Annotated in this window: 15 protein-coding genes; 13 read left to right on the top strand and 2 right to left on the bottom strand. The window is 61.5% G+C overall.

What is annotated here, in order from left to right:
- Positions 1-43: 43 nt before the first annotated feature.
- The gene (locus tag LJX92_RS23475) at positions 44-259 is read left to right on the top strand and encodes a hypothetical protein (RefSeq protein ID WP_032881203.1); all 216 of its coding nucleotides are present in this window, start codon (positions 44-46) and stop codon (positions 257-259) included.
- Here LJX92_RS23475 and LJX92_RS23470 read toward each other — a convergent pair.
- Positions 253-1,569, bottom strand: a complete 1,317-nt coding sequence (locus tag LJX92_RS23470) for a bifunctional DedA family/phosphatase PAP2 family protein (protein WP_032879286.1) — start codon at positions 1,567-1,569, stop codon at positions 253-255. The two genes, LJX92_RS23475 and LJX92_RS23470, sit on opposite strands and share 7 nt — an antisense overlap.
- 141 nt (positions 1,570-1,710) lie before the next feature.
- The gene (locus LJX92_RS23465; protein WP_228309017.1) at positions 1,711-2,394 is read right to left on the bottom strand and encodes a DNA-3-methyladenine glycosylase; all 684 of its coding nucleotides are present in this window, start codon (positions 2,392-2,394) and stop codon (positions 1,711-1,713) included.
- 174 nt (positions 2,395-2,568) lie between these two features.
- On the opposite strand from LJX92_RS23465, the gene LJX92_RS23460 reads away from it, so the two are divergent.
- The 12 genes from LJX92_RS23460 to lipA all read left to right on the top strand — a co-directional run bounded on the left by LJX92_RS23460 (position 2,569) and on the right by lipA (position 13,976).
- Positions 2,569-3,834, top strand: a complete 1,266-nt coding sequence (locus LJX92_RS23460; RefSeq protein ID WP_005791769.1) for a glutamate-5-semialdehyde dehydrogenase — start codon at positions 2,569-2,571, stop codon at positions 3,832-3,834.
- Entirely contained in the window at positions 3,834-4,478 is a 645-nt protein-coding gene (gene nadD / locus LJX92_RS23455) for a nicotinate-nucleotide adenylyltransferase (RefSeq protein WP_032879289.1), read from the top strand. Before LJX92_RS23460 ends, nadD begins: the two co-directional genes overlap by 1 nt.
- 66 nt (positions 4,479-4,544) lie before the next feature.
- Positions 4,545-5,039 (top strand): ribosome silencing factor, encoded by a 495-nt coding sequence (rsfS, locus tag LJX92_RS23450; protein ID WP_003176298.1) that lies wholly within the window; start codon positions 4,545-4,547, stop codon positions 5,037-5,039.
- Positions 5,040-5,048: 9 nt separating this feature from the next.
- A complete protein-coding gene (gene rlmH / locus LJX92_RS23445; protein WP_003176297.1) occupies positions 5,049-5,516 on the top strand; it encodes a 23S rRNA (pseudouridine(1915)-N(3))-methyltransferase RlmH in 468 nt (155 codons plus the stop codon).
- Positions 5,517-5,531: 15 nt separating this feature from the next.
- Positions 5,532-7,430, top strand: a complete 1,899-nt coding sequence (mrdA, locus tag LJX92_RS23440) for a penicillin-binding protein 2 (RefSeq protein WP_032879291.1) — start codon at positions 5,532-5,534, stop codon at positions 7,428-7,430.
- Between the two features lie 31 nt (positions 7,431-7,461).
- Complete coding sequence (rodA, locus tag LJX92_RS23435; protein ID WP_050549432.1) at positions 7,462-8,565, top strand: rod shape-determining protein RodA; 1,104 nt, start codon at positions 7,462-7,464, stop codon at positions 8,563-8,565.
- A gap of 17 nt (positions 8,566-8,582) precedes the next feature.
- Entirely contained in the window at positions 8,583-9,593 is a 1,011-nt protein-coding gene (gene mltB / locus LJX92_RS23430; RefSeq protein ID WP_005791758.1) for a lytic murein transglycosylase B, read from the top strand.
- Entirely contained in the window at positions 9,593-10,597 is a 1,005-nt protein-coding gene (locus LJX92_RS23425) for a septal ring lytic transglycosylase RlpA family protein (protein ID WP_228309016.1), read from the top strand. The genes mltB and LJX92_RS23425 overlap by 1 nt, the downstream gene beginning before the upstream one ends.
- 180 nt (positions 10,598-10,777) lie before the next feature.
- Complete coding sequence (locus tag LJX92_RS23420; protein WP_005791754.1) at positions 10,778-11,935, top strand: D-alanyl-D-alanine carboxypeptidase family protein; 1,158 nt, start codon at positions 10,778-10,780, stop codon at positions 11,933-11,935.
- A gap of 85 nt (positions 11,936-12,020) precedes the next feature.
- A complete protein-coding gene (locus LJX92_RS23415; RefSeq protein WP_005791752.1) occupies positions 12,021-12,302 on the top strand; it encodes a DUF493 domain-containing protein in 282 nt (93 codons plus the stop codon).
- Positions 12,302-12,949, top strand: coding sequence for a lipoyl(octanoyl) transferase LipB (gene lipB, locus LJX92_RS23410; protein ID WP_032879294.1), 648 nt, complete (start codon positions 12,302-12,304; stop codon positions 12,947-12,949). The genes LJX92_RS23415 and lipB overlap by 1 nt, the downstream gene beginning before the upstream one ends.
- Before the next feature lie 25 nt (positions 12,950-12,974).
- Positions 12,975-13,976, top strand: coding sequence for a lipoyl synthase (gene lipA / locus LJX92_RS23405; RefSeq protein ID WP_179119850.1), 1,002 nt, complete (start codon positions 12,975-12,977; stop codon positions 13,974-13,976).
- Positions 13,977-14,115: the final 139 nt, after the last annotated feature.

Raw genomic sequence — 14,115 nt, 5'->3', positions numbered from 1 at the left:
CCTGCAATATTTTCCGATCACACCATAATGATCGGGGATGACCATGATTCGTCTGACACCATCGGAACAAGTGGCCTGGGACACGTATTTTGTCAGCGTGACCACGCAATTGCTCCAGCAGGACGCCACCCGGGGCGCAGAGTACATCGCAGAGCGCGCCGCCGACATTGCCGACGAGATGCTGCTGGAGCGACGCGAGCGTTGCGTGGAGCGTCGCTCTGCTTCAGTGGACTGGATTGGCCCGGCCAAGGGTCAGTAGGCGTACCTGAGCAATGCATGGGAGGTGCCGGTGAATGCAATGAAGCCGAGCACCGCCACCACCGCCGGCAATACCAGCCACCAGGCTTTTTGCGTCATTGCCGGCAGCGGGCTGCGGTACTGGATCACGGTCAGGCTGAACGCACACACCGTCATGGCCAGTAGCGTGCCTGCGAGGATGTCGCTGGGCCAGTGAGCGCCCAGGTACACCCGCGACAGAGCAATGAATGCGGCGGGTATGCAGCCCAGCAGCATCCAGGTCAGGCGCAACCGCGTGGGTTGGCCGCGACCGGCCAATACCGCGAGCGCCAGGAAGAACGCAAAAGCGCCGGAGGCATGGCCGCTGGGCATACTGAAACTGGTCAACGGGTCGGTCAGAATCTCCGGGCGGCCGCGGGCAAAGAACAGCTTGGTGCCGGTGTTGATCACCGCCGCGCCTGCCAGGGTCGCTCCCACAAACAGCGCGTGGCGCCATTGCCGGGCCACAAACAACAGGGCGGTGAACACGGCGCTGGCGACGAACATTTTCTTGAACTCGCCCAATTGCGTGATCCGCACCATCACCTCATCCAGCCACGGGCTGCGATGCTCCTGCACCAGGGCGCTCAGGCCCTGATCGAAGTCATTGAGATGCGGGTAGCCGATAAACAGCGCGATCAGCAGGGTCAGGCTGGCACAACCGATCCACAACGTTGCGCGACGATGGGCGCGCAGGCTGCTGTTCAAACTTAATCCCAACAGCGCCGCCAGGCACGCCGCGACAATCGCCGCTTCCGGCCAGAAACCTTCCGGCAAGGGCAGGCGGAACGCGGCACCGGCTGCCCAGCCCGGCAGCAGATACGCCACTGACCAACCGGCGGCGGCGATCAGGCTGACGATCGCAAAGCGCGGGAACGGCATGTCGCACATACCGGCGACCATCGGCAGCATGGGGCGCAATGGCCCGATGAAGCGCCCGACCAGCAAGCTGGCGATTCCGTACTTGTGGAAGTAGGTTTCTGCGCCATTCATCCATTCCGGATGATGTCGCAGGCCCGGCAAGCGCCGGATGTTCTGATGGAAATGTCGGCCCAGGTAGTAGGAAACCCCGTCGCCCAATAGACCGCCGAGGAAGCCCAGCAGCAGGGTTTCACTCAGTGACAACGCACCGCTGCCGGCCAGTGCGGCAATCGCAAACAGCAATACCGTGCCCGGCACGATCAGCCCGGCAATGGCCAGGCACTCCACGCACGCGACAATAAACACCGCGGCTGCCAGCCATTGCGGGTTCAGGGTCAGCCAGCCGGTGATGCTATCGAGCCATTGGCCCATACAATCCACTCCATAATGAGACGGTGAATTTCCACTGTGGGAGCTGGCTTGCCTGCGATGGCTGCGGCATGGTCAGCATGGAAGTTGCCTGGCCCACCGCTATCGCAGGCAAGCCAGCTCCCACATGGGATGTGTCGCCCGTTAGATCAAAAAATAATCGCGGCCTTCGACCTGCCCGCGGCGCAGCGGGTTCCGCGTGCAGTACGGCGCATAGCCGGCATCGACGAAGCGGTACATCAAGTGTTCATCGCGCCCGCTGGGAATGCCCAGCCGGGTGGTCTGGATAATCTGTGTGGGCACCTGGCCCACATCTTCGACATACAGCAGTTCCTGATCGAAGCGCTTGGCGTCCCACATCGGCACTTTCAGGCCCAGTGCCTTGCACAACAGGGTCTGCCCGGCGCACAGCTTCTGCGCCGGGCGCGGGGTGCCGTCGGGGTTGGGGTTGTTCAACAGCATTTGCGCCAGGCTCGCCGGCCCGCAGATTTCATCGACCCACGGGTAAGCCGACTTGATCAGCACGGCATTCCCCGGGCCGTGGGCGCTGAAGTTCAGGGAATCACCGCCCCTGGCGTAGTACATATAGATATGACCGCCATCCAGAAACAAAGCCTTACGCTTTTCTGTGTAGCCCAGCGACGCATGGCTGCCTTTTTCGGCCACGTAATAGGCTTCGGTTTCAATAATTCGCGCCGAAAGCCAGAGATCACCGACACGGTGGCGAATGATTTTCCCCAACAGTTCTTGCGCGAGCAGTTGTGCATCGCGGTCGAAGAAGCCGTCGGGCAGGGCGCTTGCGGGGAGTGGGGCGTTAAGTCCGGGCATGGCGTTCAGGGTTATTACGGCTAAATGTGACGGAATAATAACAACTCTCACCTTAATTACCGCTGAACCCCGGGTTTTTACAGTTCATTTCGACCATCCGCCCCTCACCGCTGTCAGTCGAGCGGCGTCACAGCTATAATCTGCCGCTTTCCTCTTTGCCAAGACTCCCTGACCATGACTGAGTCCGTTCTTGACTACATGACCCGCCTGGGTCGCGCTGCCCGTCAGGCCTCGCGGTTGATCGCCCGTGCGAGCACTGCGCAGAAGAACCGTGCGCTGCTGGCGGCTGCCGATGCTCTGGATGCTTCGCGCTCCGAGTTGACCGCTGCCAATGAACTGGACTTGGCCAACGGTCGCGCCAATGGCCTGGAACCTGCCTTGCTGGATCGCCTGGCACTGACCCCGGCACGTATCGACGACATGATCGAAGGCCTGCGTCAGGTGGCCAAGCTGCCTGACCCCATCGGTGAAATCCGCGACATGCGCTACCTGCCGTCCGGTATCCAGGTCGGCAAGATGCGCGTGCCGCTGGGTGTGATCGGCATCATCTACGAGTCGCGTCCGAACGTGACCATCGACGCCGCGAGCCTGTGCCTGAAGTCGGGCAACGCTACCATCCTGCGAGGCGGCTCCGAGGCGATCAATTCCAACCGTGCTATCGCCGCCTGCATCCAGCAAGGCCTGGCCGTGGCCGAGTTGCCAGCTGAAGTGGTGCAAGTGGTGGAAACCACCGACCGCGCGGCTGTGGGCGCGTTGATCACCATGCCGGAATTCGTCGACGTGATTGTGCCCCGTGGCGGCAAGAGCCTGATCGAGCGCGTCAGCCGGGATGCCAAGGTGCCAGTCATCAAGCATCTGGACGGCGTGTGCCACGTCTTCATCGACATCGCCGCCGACCTCGACAAGGCGATTCGCATTGCCGACAACGCCAAGACCCACCGCTACGCGCCGTGCAACACCATGGAGACCCTGCTGGTGCACGCCGGCATTGCCGAGCGCGTGCTGCCGCCGCTGGCTGCCATCTACCGTGACAAGGGCGTGGAACTGCGTGGCTGCGAGCGTACCCGTGCACTGCTCGGCAGCGATGTGATCGAAGCGACTGAACAAGACTGGTACACCGAATACACGGCGCCGATCCTGTCGATTCGCATCGTCGACGACCTGGATCAGGCCATCGAACACATCAATAAATACGGCTCCAAGCACACCGACGCCATTGTTTCCGAGCATTTCAGCGATGCCCGGCGTTTCCTCAATGAAGTGGACTCCGCTTCGGTGATGATCAACGCCTCGACACGTTTTGCCGACGGCTTCGAGTATGGCCTGGGGGCGGAGATCGGTATCTCCACCGACAAGCTCCATGCACGCGGCCCGGTTGGCCTTGAAGGGCTGACCAGCGAGAAGTACGTAGTGTTCGGCGACGGTCATGTGCGCACTTGATGGCTAAACGCATCGGGCTGCTCGGCGGTACTTTCGACCCCGTGCACATCGGCCATTTGCGCAGTGCCCTGGAAGTCGCCGATGCCCTGGCGCTGGACGAGGTGCGGCTGCTGCCCAATTTTCGGCCGCCGCATCGCGATACGCCGCAGGTGTCCGCGCAACAGCGTCTGGAAATGGTGCAGGTGGCCGTAGAGGGCATACAGCCGTTGATGGTGGACGACCGCGAGCTCAAGCGCGATAAACCGTCCTACACTGTCGACACCCTGGAGCTGATGCGCGCCGAGATGGCCGCAGATGACCAGTTGTTTCTGCTTTTGGGCTGGGACGCATTTTGCGGCCTGCCCTCTTGGCACCGCTGGGAGGAGCTCCTCCAGCATTGCCACATCCTGGTTTTGCAACGCCCGGATGCCGACAGCGAACCGCCGGATGCCTTGCGCAACCTGCTGGCCGCGCGGTCGGTAAGTGACCCCTTGGCCCTGACCGGGCCGAACGGGAATATTGCATTCGTCTGGCAGACCCCGCTTGCGGTGTCCGCCACCCAGATCCGTCAACTGCTGGCCAGCGGTAAGTCGGTACGTTTCCTGGTGCCTGACGCGGTCCTGGCCTACATCGATGCGCACGGGCTTTACCGTGCGTCGAACTGAAAAGGCGCGCTTGAACGCACGAGCCGTGCAGCAAGCGCCCGAACATACGAGCAAAACGAGTTTTATATGACGAACAAAGACGTAAGCAAAGTTAAGCGCAAAGGCACCTTCAAAAGCGCACCGCTGCCGGTTGAAGCCCACGTGGGCCCGGAATTGGCTGGCGAAGAGCTGGTGAAAGTGGCCGTGGCCGCCCTGGAAGACGTTAAGGCCCAGGACATCCAGGTGCTGGACGTACGCGACAAGCAAAGCATCACCGACTTCATGATCATCGCCACCGGTACCTCCAACCGCCAGATCGGCGCGATGCTCGACAAGGTTCGCGAAGCCGTCAAAGCCCAGGGCGTGAAGCCTCTGGGTGAGGAAGGCAAGGGCGACAGCGACTGGGTACTGCTGGACATGGACGATGTGATCGTTCACATGATGACCTCCAACGCCCGCCAGTTCTACGACCTGGAACGTCTGTGGAAAGGCGCCGAGCAGAGCCGTGCCGCCGATGGCAAGCACCACAGCCCGGAAGTGGGCCACGCGCACTTCGACAAGCTCAACAAAGACCAGGAATAAGGAACGGCTGTGCGCCTGCGTCTGATCGCTGTCGGTTCACGCATGCCCAAGTGGGTGGAAGAAGGCTGGCACGAGTATGCCAAGCGTCTGCCCGCTGAGCTGTCGCTTGAACTGGTGGAAATACCGCTCAATACCCGGGGCAAGAACGCCGATGTGGCGCGCTTTATTCGCCAGGAAGGCGAAGCCATGCTGGCCAAGGTCGGCCCCAACGAGCGTATCGTCACTCTCGAAGTGCACGGCAAGCCCTGGAGCACCGAGCAGTTGGCGGTGGAACTGGATCGCTGGCGCCTGGATTCGCGTACGGTCAACTTCATGGTCGGTGGCCCCGAGGGGCTTGCGCCGGAAGTCTGCGCGCGAGCCGATCAGCGCTGGTCGTTGTCGGCGCTGACATTGCCGCACCCGTTGGTAAGGATTCTGATCGGTGAACAGCTGTATCGCGCCTGGACAGTCCTGTCCGGGCACCCTTACCACAAATAGTCTGCGCTGCCCCCGATGACCCAGCCGATCCGCATCAAGGACCACGAGAAAGACGCACGTCTGGTACGCGCGCGGGTGGTGTTCGGTGCGATTTTGGTGGTGGCGTTGATGTGCGTGCTGATTGCGCGTCTGTATTTCCTGCAGGTGATCCAGTACGACTATCACTCCACGCTGTCGGAAAACAACCGGGTGCATGTGCAGCCGATTCCGCCGACCCGTGGGCTGATCTTCGACCGCAATGGCGTGGTGGTCGCGGATAACCGCCCCAGCTTCAGCCTGAGCATGACCCGTGAGCGTTCCGGCGACTGGCAGCAGGTGCTCGATGTGATTGTCGAGGTGCTGCAACTGACGCCGGAAGACCGGGTGATCTTCGAGAAACGCATGAAGCAGGGGCGCCGGCCGTTCGAGCCGGTGCCGATCCTGTTCGAGCTGACCGAAGAGCAGATCGCCCGAATCGCCGTGAACCAGTTCCGTCTGCCGGGTGTGGAAGTGGTGGCGCAGTTGGTGCGCCACTATCCGCAAGGGGCGCACTTTGCCCACTCGGTCGGCTATATGGGGCGGATCAACGAGAAAGAGCTTAAAACCCTCGACCCGGTCAATTACAGCGGCACCCATCATATCGGCAAGACCGGCATCGAGCGTTTCTACGAGCCCGAGCTGCACGGCCAGGTGGGTTACGAAGAAGTCGAGACCAACGCCCGCGGCCGCGTCTTGCGCGTGCTCAAGCGCACCGACCCGATACCGGGCAAGGACATTGTGCTGAGCCTGGACATCAAGTTGCAGGAAGCGGCCGAGATGGCCCTGGGTGGCCGGCGTGGCGCCGTGGTGGCGCTGGACCCGAAAACCGGCGAAGTGCTGGCGATGGTCAGTCAGCCGAGTTTCGACCCTAACCTGTTCGTCACCGGCATCAGCTTCAAGGCCTACGCCGAGCTGCGCGACTCCATCGATCGACCGCTGTTCAACCGCGTATTGCGCGGCCTGTATCCACCGGGTTCGACCATCAAGCCGGCGGTGGCGATCGCCGGCCTGGATTCCGGCGTGGTCACGGCCTCCAGTCGGGTCTATGACCCCGGCTACTACATGCTGCCCAACTATGATCACAAATACCGTAACTGGAACCGCTCCGGTGACGGCTATGTCGACCTGGACACCGCGATCATGCGCTCCAACGACACCTATTTTTACGACCTGGCCCACAAGCTGGGGATCGATCGCCTGTCTGCCTACATGGGCAAGTTCGGCCTCGGTCAGAAAGTCTCTCTGGACATGTTCGAAGAGTCTCCCGGCCTGATGCCGTCGCGGGAATGGAAGCGTGCGACGCGCCGTCAGGCATGGTTCCCGGGTGAAACCCTGATCCTGGGGATCGGCCAGGGCTATATGCAGGCCACGCCGCTGCAACTGGCCCAGGCCACGGCGCTGGTGGCCAATAAAGGCATCTGGAATCGGCCGCACCTGGCCAAGACCATCGAAGGCGAAAAGCCGGTAGACGACAACCCGATTCCCGATATTGTGCTGCGCGACCCGTCGGACTGGGCCAAGGTCAACCACGGCATGCAGCAAGTCATGCACGGCGCACGGGGTACCGCACGCAAGGCGGCAGCCGGCGCGCAATACCGCATCGCCGGCAAGAGTGGTACGGCCCAGGTGGTCGCGATCAAGCAGGGCGAAAAATATGACCGTTCCAAGGTTCAGGAGCGTCACCGCGACCACGCCTTGTTTGTCGGCTTCGCCCCGGCTGACGACCCGAAAATCGTGGTCTCGGTGATGGTCGAGAACGGTGAGTCCGGCTCTGGCGTCGCGGCGCCCGTGGTGCGGCAGATCATGGATGCCTGGCTGTTGGCCGAGGATGGCAAGCTCAAGCCCGAATATGGCGGCCCCCCATCAAGCCCCGAGGTTACGGCCCGTGAAGAGTAATTTTGACCGCATCCTCTCCAGCGAGGATGTGATGCGTCGCCGTGCGACGTTGCTGCAACGCATGCACATTGATGGCCCCCTGCTGATCCTGCTGCTGACCTTGGCGGCCGGCAGCCTGTTCGTGCTGTATTCGGCCAGCGGCAAGAACTGGGACCTGCTGATCAAACAGGCGTCCTCGTTTGGCCTGGGCCTGTTGTCGATGGTGGTGATCGCCCAGCTTGAACCACGCTTCATGGCGCGTTGGGTGCCGCTGGGGTATGTCGCCGGCGTGTTGCTGCTGGTGGTGGTGGATGTCATGGGCCATAACGCCATGGGAGCCACGCGCTGGATCAACATTCCCGGGGTGATTCGCTTCCAACCGTCGGAATTCATGAAGATCCTGATGCCGGCCACCATCGCCTGGTACTTGTCCAAGCGCACCTTGCCGCCACAGCTCAAGCACGTGGTGATCAGCCTGCTTCTAATCGGCGTGCCGTTTATTCTGATCGTGCGCCAGCCTGACCTTGGCACCTCATTGCTGATTCTGGCCGGTGGCGCGTTCGTGCTGTTTATGGGGGGCTTGCGCTGGCGCTGGATCCTCAGCGTGCTGGCCGCTGCCGTCCCCGTGGCCGTGGCCATGTGGTTCTTCTTCATGCACGACTATCAGAAGCAACGGATCCTGACGTTCCTCGACCCGGAGAGCGACCCGTTGGGCACCGGCTGGAACATCATCCAGTCCAAGGCGGCCATCGGTTCCGGCGGCGTATTCGGCAAAGGCTGGTTGCTGGGCACCCAGTCCCATCTGGACTTCTTGCCCGAAAGTCATACCGACTTCATCATCGCGGTGATGGGCGAAGAGTTCGGCCTGGTGGGCATTTGCGCCTTATTGTTGATCTATCTGCTGTTGATTGGTCGCGGCCTGGTGATTACCGCCCAGGCGCAGACGCTGTTCGGTAAATTGCTTGCCGGCAGCCTGACCATGACTTTTTTTGTTTACGTTTTCGTCAACATCGGTATGGTCAGTGGCCTGCTGCCGGTGGTTGGGGTGCCGTTGCCATTCATTAGCTACGGCGGAACTTCGCTGGTGACATTGCTGTCAGCGTTTGGGGTTTTGATGTCGATTCATACGCATCGCAAGTGGATCGCACAGGTTTGAATAAGGTGAAGATGTCAATGCAAGTAATGCGCGGCTGGGCGACTCGGCATGCGACCTGGATGGGCCTGATTGGGCTGCTGGGGGCAACGCAAGAGGCGCAGGCCGGTGACTACGATGGTTCACCCCAGGTCGCCGAATTTGTCGGTGAGATGACCCGCGACTACGGTTTTGCTGGCGAGCAACTGATGGGCGTGTTCCGCGAAGCCCAGAAAAAGCAGGCGATCCTCGACGCCATTTCCCGCCCCGCCGAACGCGTGAAGCAGTGGAAGGAATATCGCCCGATGTTCCTTACTGACGCACGTATTGCCCGCGGCGTGGACTTCTGGCGCCAGCATGAAGCCGTCCTGGCCCGCGCCGAGCAGGAATACGGCGTGCCGGCCCAGGTCATCGTCTCGATCATCGGCATTGAAACGTTCTACGGCCGCAATACCGGCAGCTACCGGGTGATCGACGCCTTGTCGACCCTGGGCTTCGATTACCCGCCGCGTGCCGAATTCTTCCGCAAGGAGCTGCGCGAATTCCTGCTGCTGGCCCGCGAAGAACAGGTCGACCCGATGACACTCAAGGGCTCGTACGCCGGCGCGATGGGCTTGCCGCAGTTCATGCCGAGCAGCTTTCGCGCCTATGCGGTGGACTTTGACGGCGACGGCCATATCAATATCTGGAGCAACCCCGACGACGCCATCGGCAGCGTGGCCAGCTACTTCAAGCGTCACGGCTGGGTTGGCGGCGAACCGGTGGTTATCCGCGCCGATGTCACAGGTGAGCGCGCCGATGAAGGCTTGACCCAGGGTATCGAGCCGGTCAAGACCGTCGGGGAGTTGCGAGCGCTGGGCTGGTCGAGTCAGAATGCGCCACGCGACGACATGCCGGTGACGGCATTCCGCCTGGAAGGTGCAAACGGCCCGGAATACTGGATGGGCCTGAAGAATTTCTACGCAATCACGCGTTATAACCGCAGTGTGATGTACGCCATGGCCGTGCATCAGCTGTCAGATGAGCTGGTTCAAGCACGGGGCAACAAGTAATGCGGGTATCGCCGTTCAAAAAACCGCTCAAGCTGGTGGCGTTCGCCGCGTTGTCCTTGCTGGTTGCCAGTTGCTCCACCACCCCTAACCGTGCGCCTGCCAAGAAGGCCGGTGGCGCGGTGGTGCTCGCCCAGCCGGGCCTGGACATCAACCGTGCGCACAAAGACGGCGCGCCGTGGTGGGATGTGGATGTCTCGAAAATCCCGGACGCCACGCCGACTCTGCACACCGGCCCCTACAAGGCCAACCCCTACACCGTGCTGGGCAAGAATTACTTCCCGCTGCAGGAATCCAAGACTTACGTGCAGTCCGGCACCGCGTCCTGGTACGGCACCAAGTTTCATGGCCAGAACACCGCCAATGGCGAGGTGTATGACCTGTACGGCATGAGCGCGGCCCACAAGACCCTGCCGTTGCCCAGCTATGTTCGCGTTACCAACCTGGACAACAACCGTACGGTGATCCTGCGGGTCAACGACCGCGGGCCGTTCTATTCGGACCGGATCATCGATTTGTCCTACGCCGCGGCCAAGAAGCTTGGATACGCCGAAACCGGCACTGCACGGGTGAAAGTCGAGGGCATCGACCCGGCACAGTATTGGGCCCAGCGTGGCAAGCCGGCGCCGTTGATGCTTAACGAACCGGCAACCCCCCAACCGCAAGTGACGGCCTCGACCGGCAAGATCGAGCAGTGGACGCCGCCGCCGGCGCAACATGCTCCGGATACCGTCGTCGTCCCTCACGCAGCACCGGGCGCCTCGATGGCGGGCGGGCAATACCTGCAGGTCGGTGCTTTCGCCAACCCGGATGCGGCAGAACTGTTAAGGTCCAAGCTCAGCGGTATGGTCAGCGCGCCGGTCTTCATCAGCTCCATCGTGCGTAACCAGCAAACGTTGCACCGTGTACGCATGGGCCCGATCGGTTCGCCAAGTGAAGTGGCGCAAGTGCAGAACAGCGTCCGCCTGGCCAACCTGGGGCAACCCAGCGTGGTCACCGCAGAATAAGTAACGGATTGATGGCTCAGGTGCGCCTGCGCGCTTGAGTCCAGGTTGTTGGCTCGTTGAACAATAAAAACCCAGGGGCAAGGGGTGAGCGGGCAACCGAACACGTGACAGTCTGGAAGCGGGCTGTCTGAATAGTTTTGCCCGCGAGGGCAAGTTTCCATAAGCAATTTCGAGAGACGGATGAACATCACCACCTTAGCCAAACGCACGTGCCTGCTTATCTCGCTGATCATCACCCCGGCCGCCTGGGCGGTTGAAATGGTGCCGGCCTCCCCGCAACTGGCCGCCAAGTCGTGGGTCCTCATGGACGCCGCCAGTGGCAACGTGCTGGTCGAAAACGGCGGTGATGTACGCCTGCCGCCAGCCAGCCTGACCAAGCTGATGACTGCCTATATCGCGACCCTGGAAATCCGTCGCGGCCAGATCGGCGAGAACGATCCGGTCACCGTCAGCGAAAACGCCTGGCGTACCGGTGGTTCGCGGATGTTCATCAAGGTCGGCTCGCAAGTCACCGTCAGTGACCTGTTGCACGGCATCATCATCCAGTCCGGCAACGACGCCAGCGTCGCCCTGGCCGAGCACATCGCCGGCAGCGAAGATGCGTTCGCCGACGTGATGAACAAGACTGCCGCCGACCTGGGCATGACCAACAGCCACTTCATGAACCCGACCGGCCTGCCGAACCCAGAGCACTATTCGTCGGCTCACGACATGGCGATCCTGGCGCGCGCGATCATCCGCGTTGACCCGGTGCACTACGCGATCTACTCCCAGAAGGAGTTCTTCTGGAACAACATCAAGCAGCCTAACCGCAACCTGCTGCTGTGGCGCGACAAGACCGTCGACGGCCTGAAAACCGGCCACACCGACGAAGCCGGCTACTGCATGGTGTCGTCCGCTGTGCGTGATGGCCAGCGCCTGATCGCCGTGGTATTCGGCACCAACAGCGAACAGGCCCGTGCGGCCGAGACGCAAAAACTGCTGACCTACGGCTTCCGCTTCTTCGAAACCCAGACCTTCTACCAGAAGGGTGCCGAGCTTGCGACCGCGCCGGTATGGAAAGGCGCCACCTCCCAAGTCAAGGCCGGCCTGGCTGACGACCTGACCCTGACCATGCCTAAAGGCCAGCTGAAAAAGCTCGCCGCCAGCATGACCCTGAACCCGCAATTGGTCGCCCCAATCGCCAAGGGCGACGTGATCGGTAAAGTCGAAGTCAAGCTGGACGACAAGGTGGTGCATAGCGCCGACCTGATCGCGCTGGACGCTGTCGAGGAAGGTGGTATCTTCCGCCGCGTATGGGATAGCATCCGTCTATTCTTCTACGGCTTGTTCAACTGATTGTGTGCACCTGCAAAGCCCCGCGTTGATCCAGCGCGGGGCTTTGCCCGTCGCCACGGCTTAGCGCTTACGAGGCTGTTCTGCCATGACCGATAAAGACGTAGAAGTAAAGGCGCCAAAGATCGAATTCCCTGTGACGGATTATCCCGTCAAGGTGATCAGCGATACCGGTGTCGGCCGCAAGGACAAGATTCTCGAAATCGTCAGGAAACACGCGACGATCAACGACAACCGCGTGGACGAGCGTCAAAGCTCCACCGGCAAGTACACCACGATTCAGTTGCACATCGTTGCGACCGATCAGGACCAGCTCTACAACATCAACAGCGAACTGCGGGCCACCGGCTTCGTGCACATGGTGCTGTGATGTCGCACGTTCTGGGCTTTCGCGAGCTCGGCCAGATGGCCTACGAGCCGGTCTGGCATGCAATGCAGCGCTTTACCAACGAGCGCGGCACCTCTGCCCCGGATGAAATCTGGCTGGTGGAACACCCGCCGGTATTCACCCAGGGGCAGGCCGGCAAGGCCGAGCATCTGTTACTTCCGGGTGATATTCCGGTGGTGCAGGTCGACCGGGGTGGCCAAGTGACTTACCATGGCCCAGGGCAATTGGTGGCTTACCTGTTGCTGGATGTGCGCAAGCTGGGTTTTGGCGTGCGCGACCTGGTCAGCCGCATGGAGGCTTGCCTGATCGAGCTGCTGGCCAGTTATGGCGTGACCGCCGCGGCCAAGCCCGATGCACCCGGTGTGTATGTAGACGGCGCGAAAATCGCCTCTCTGGGGCTGCGTATTCGCCACGGTTGTTCCTTTCATGGCCTGGCCTTGAACGTGGACATGGACCTGGCGCCGTTCCGGCGGATCAACCCGTGCGGTTATGCCGGGCTGGCGATGACCCAACTGAGCGATCATGCCACACCGATTAAATTTGCCGAGGTTAGTGCCCGGCTGCGCGCGCAGCTCGTCAAACACCTCGACTATGCAGAGCAGACGACCCTGACGGGCGGAATCGATTGATATGACTACTGATGTTGTGCAAACCATGATCCCGACGCTGGACATCACTGAGCGTCCAGCCCCGGCCCCGCGTGCCAAGGTGGAAGCCGGCGTCAAGCTGCGCGGCGCCGAGAAGGTTGCACGCATCCCGGTCAAGATCATCCCGACCACCGAACTGCCGAAGAAACCCGACTGGATTCGCGTGCGCATCCCGGTTTCGCCGGAAGTCGACCGTATCAAGTCCCTGCTGCGCAAACACAAACTGCACAGCGTATGCGAAGAAGCGTCCTGCCCGAACCTGGGTGAATGCTTCTCTGGCGGCACCGCCACGTTCATGATCATGGGCGACATCTGCACCCGTCGTTGCCCATTCTGCGACGTAGGCCACGGCCGTCCGAAACCTCTGGACGTCAACGAGCCGCAAAGCCTGGCCATCGCCATCGCCGACCTGAAACTCAAGTACGTGGTGATCACGTCGGTCGACCGTGACGACCTGCGCGACGGCGGTGCCCAGCACTTCGCCGACTGCATCCGTGAGATCCGCAAGCTGTCACCCAACGTGATGCTCGAAACCCTGGTGCCGGACTACCGTGGCCGTATGGACGTGGCTCTGGAAATCACCGCCGCCGAGCCGCCGGATGTGTTCAACCACAACCTGGAAACCGTACCGCGCCTGTACAAGGCTGCGCGTCCGGGTTCGGACTACCAGTGGTCGCTGACCCTGCTGCAGAAATTCAAGCAGATGATGCCGCACATCCCGACCAAATCCGGCTTGATGCTGGGCCTGGGCGAGACCGACGAAGAAGTCATCGACGTCATGAAGCGCATGCGCGAACACGACATCGACATGCTGACCCTGGGCCAGTACCTGCAACCATCGCGCAGCCACTTGCCGGTGCAGCGTTTCGTGCACCCGGACACCTTCGCCTGGTTCGCCGAGGAAGGTTACAAGATGGGCTTCAAGAACGTGGCGTCGGGCCCGTTGGTGCGTTCTTCGTACCACGCCGACGAGCAGGCCAAGCTGGTCAAGGCGAGCCTGGTTTCGTAAGCCGCCCCCAGAATCAATGTGAAATGCTGGCTTGTGTGGGAGCTGGCTTGCCTGCGATGCAAGCGCCTCGGTGTCACTGATACACCGAGGCGCTTGCATCGCAGGCAAGCCAGCTCCCACATTTCGTTCTGCGTCATAT

Source organism: Pseudomonas sp. HN8-3 (assembly GCF_020790195.1).
In the GTDB taxonomy this organism is placed as follows: Bacteria; Pseudomonadota; Gammaproteobacteria; order Pseudomonadales; family Pseudomonadaceae; genus Aquipseudomonas; species Aquipseudomonas synxantha_A.
Note: the sequence above shows the minus strand (reverse complement) of the source record. Positions and strands in the feature narration are given on the sequence as shown.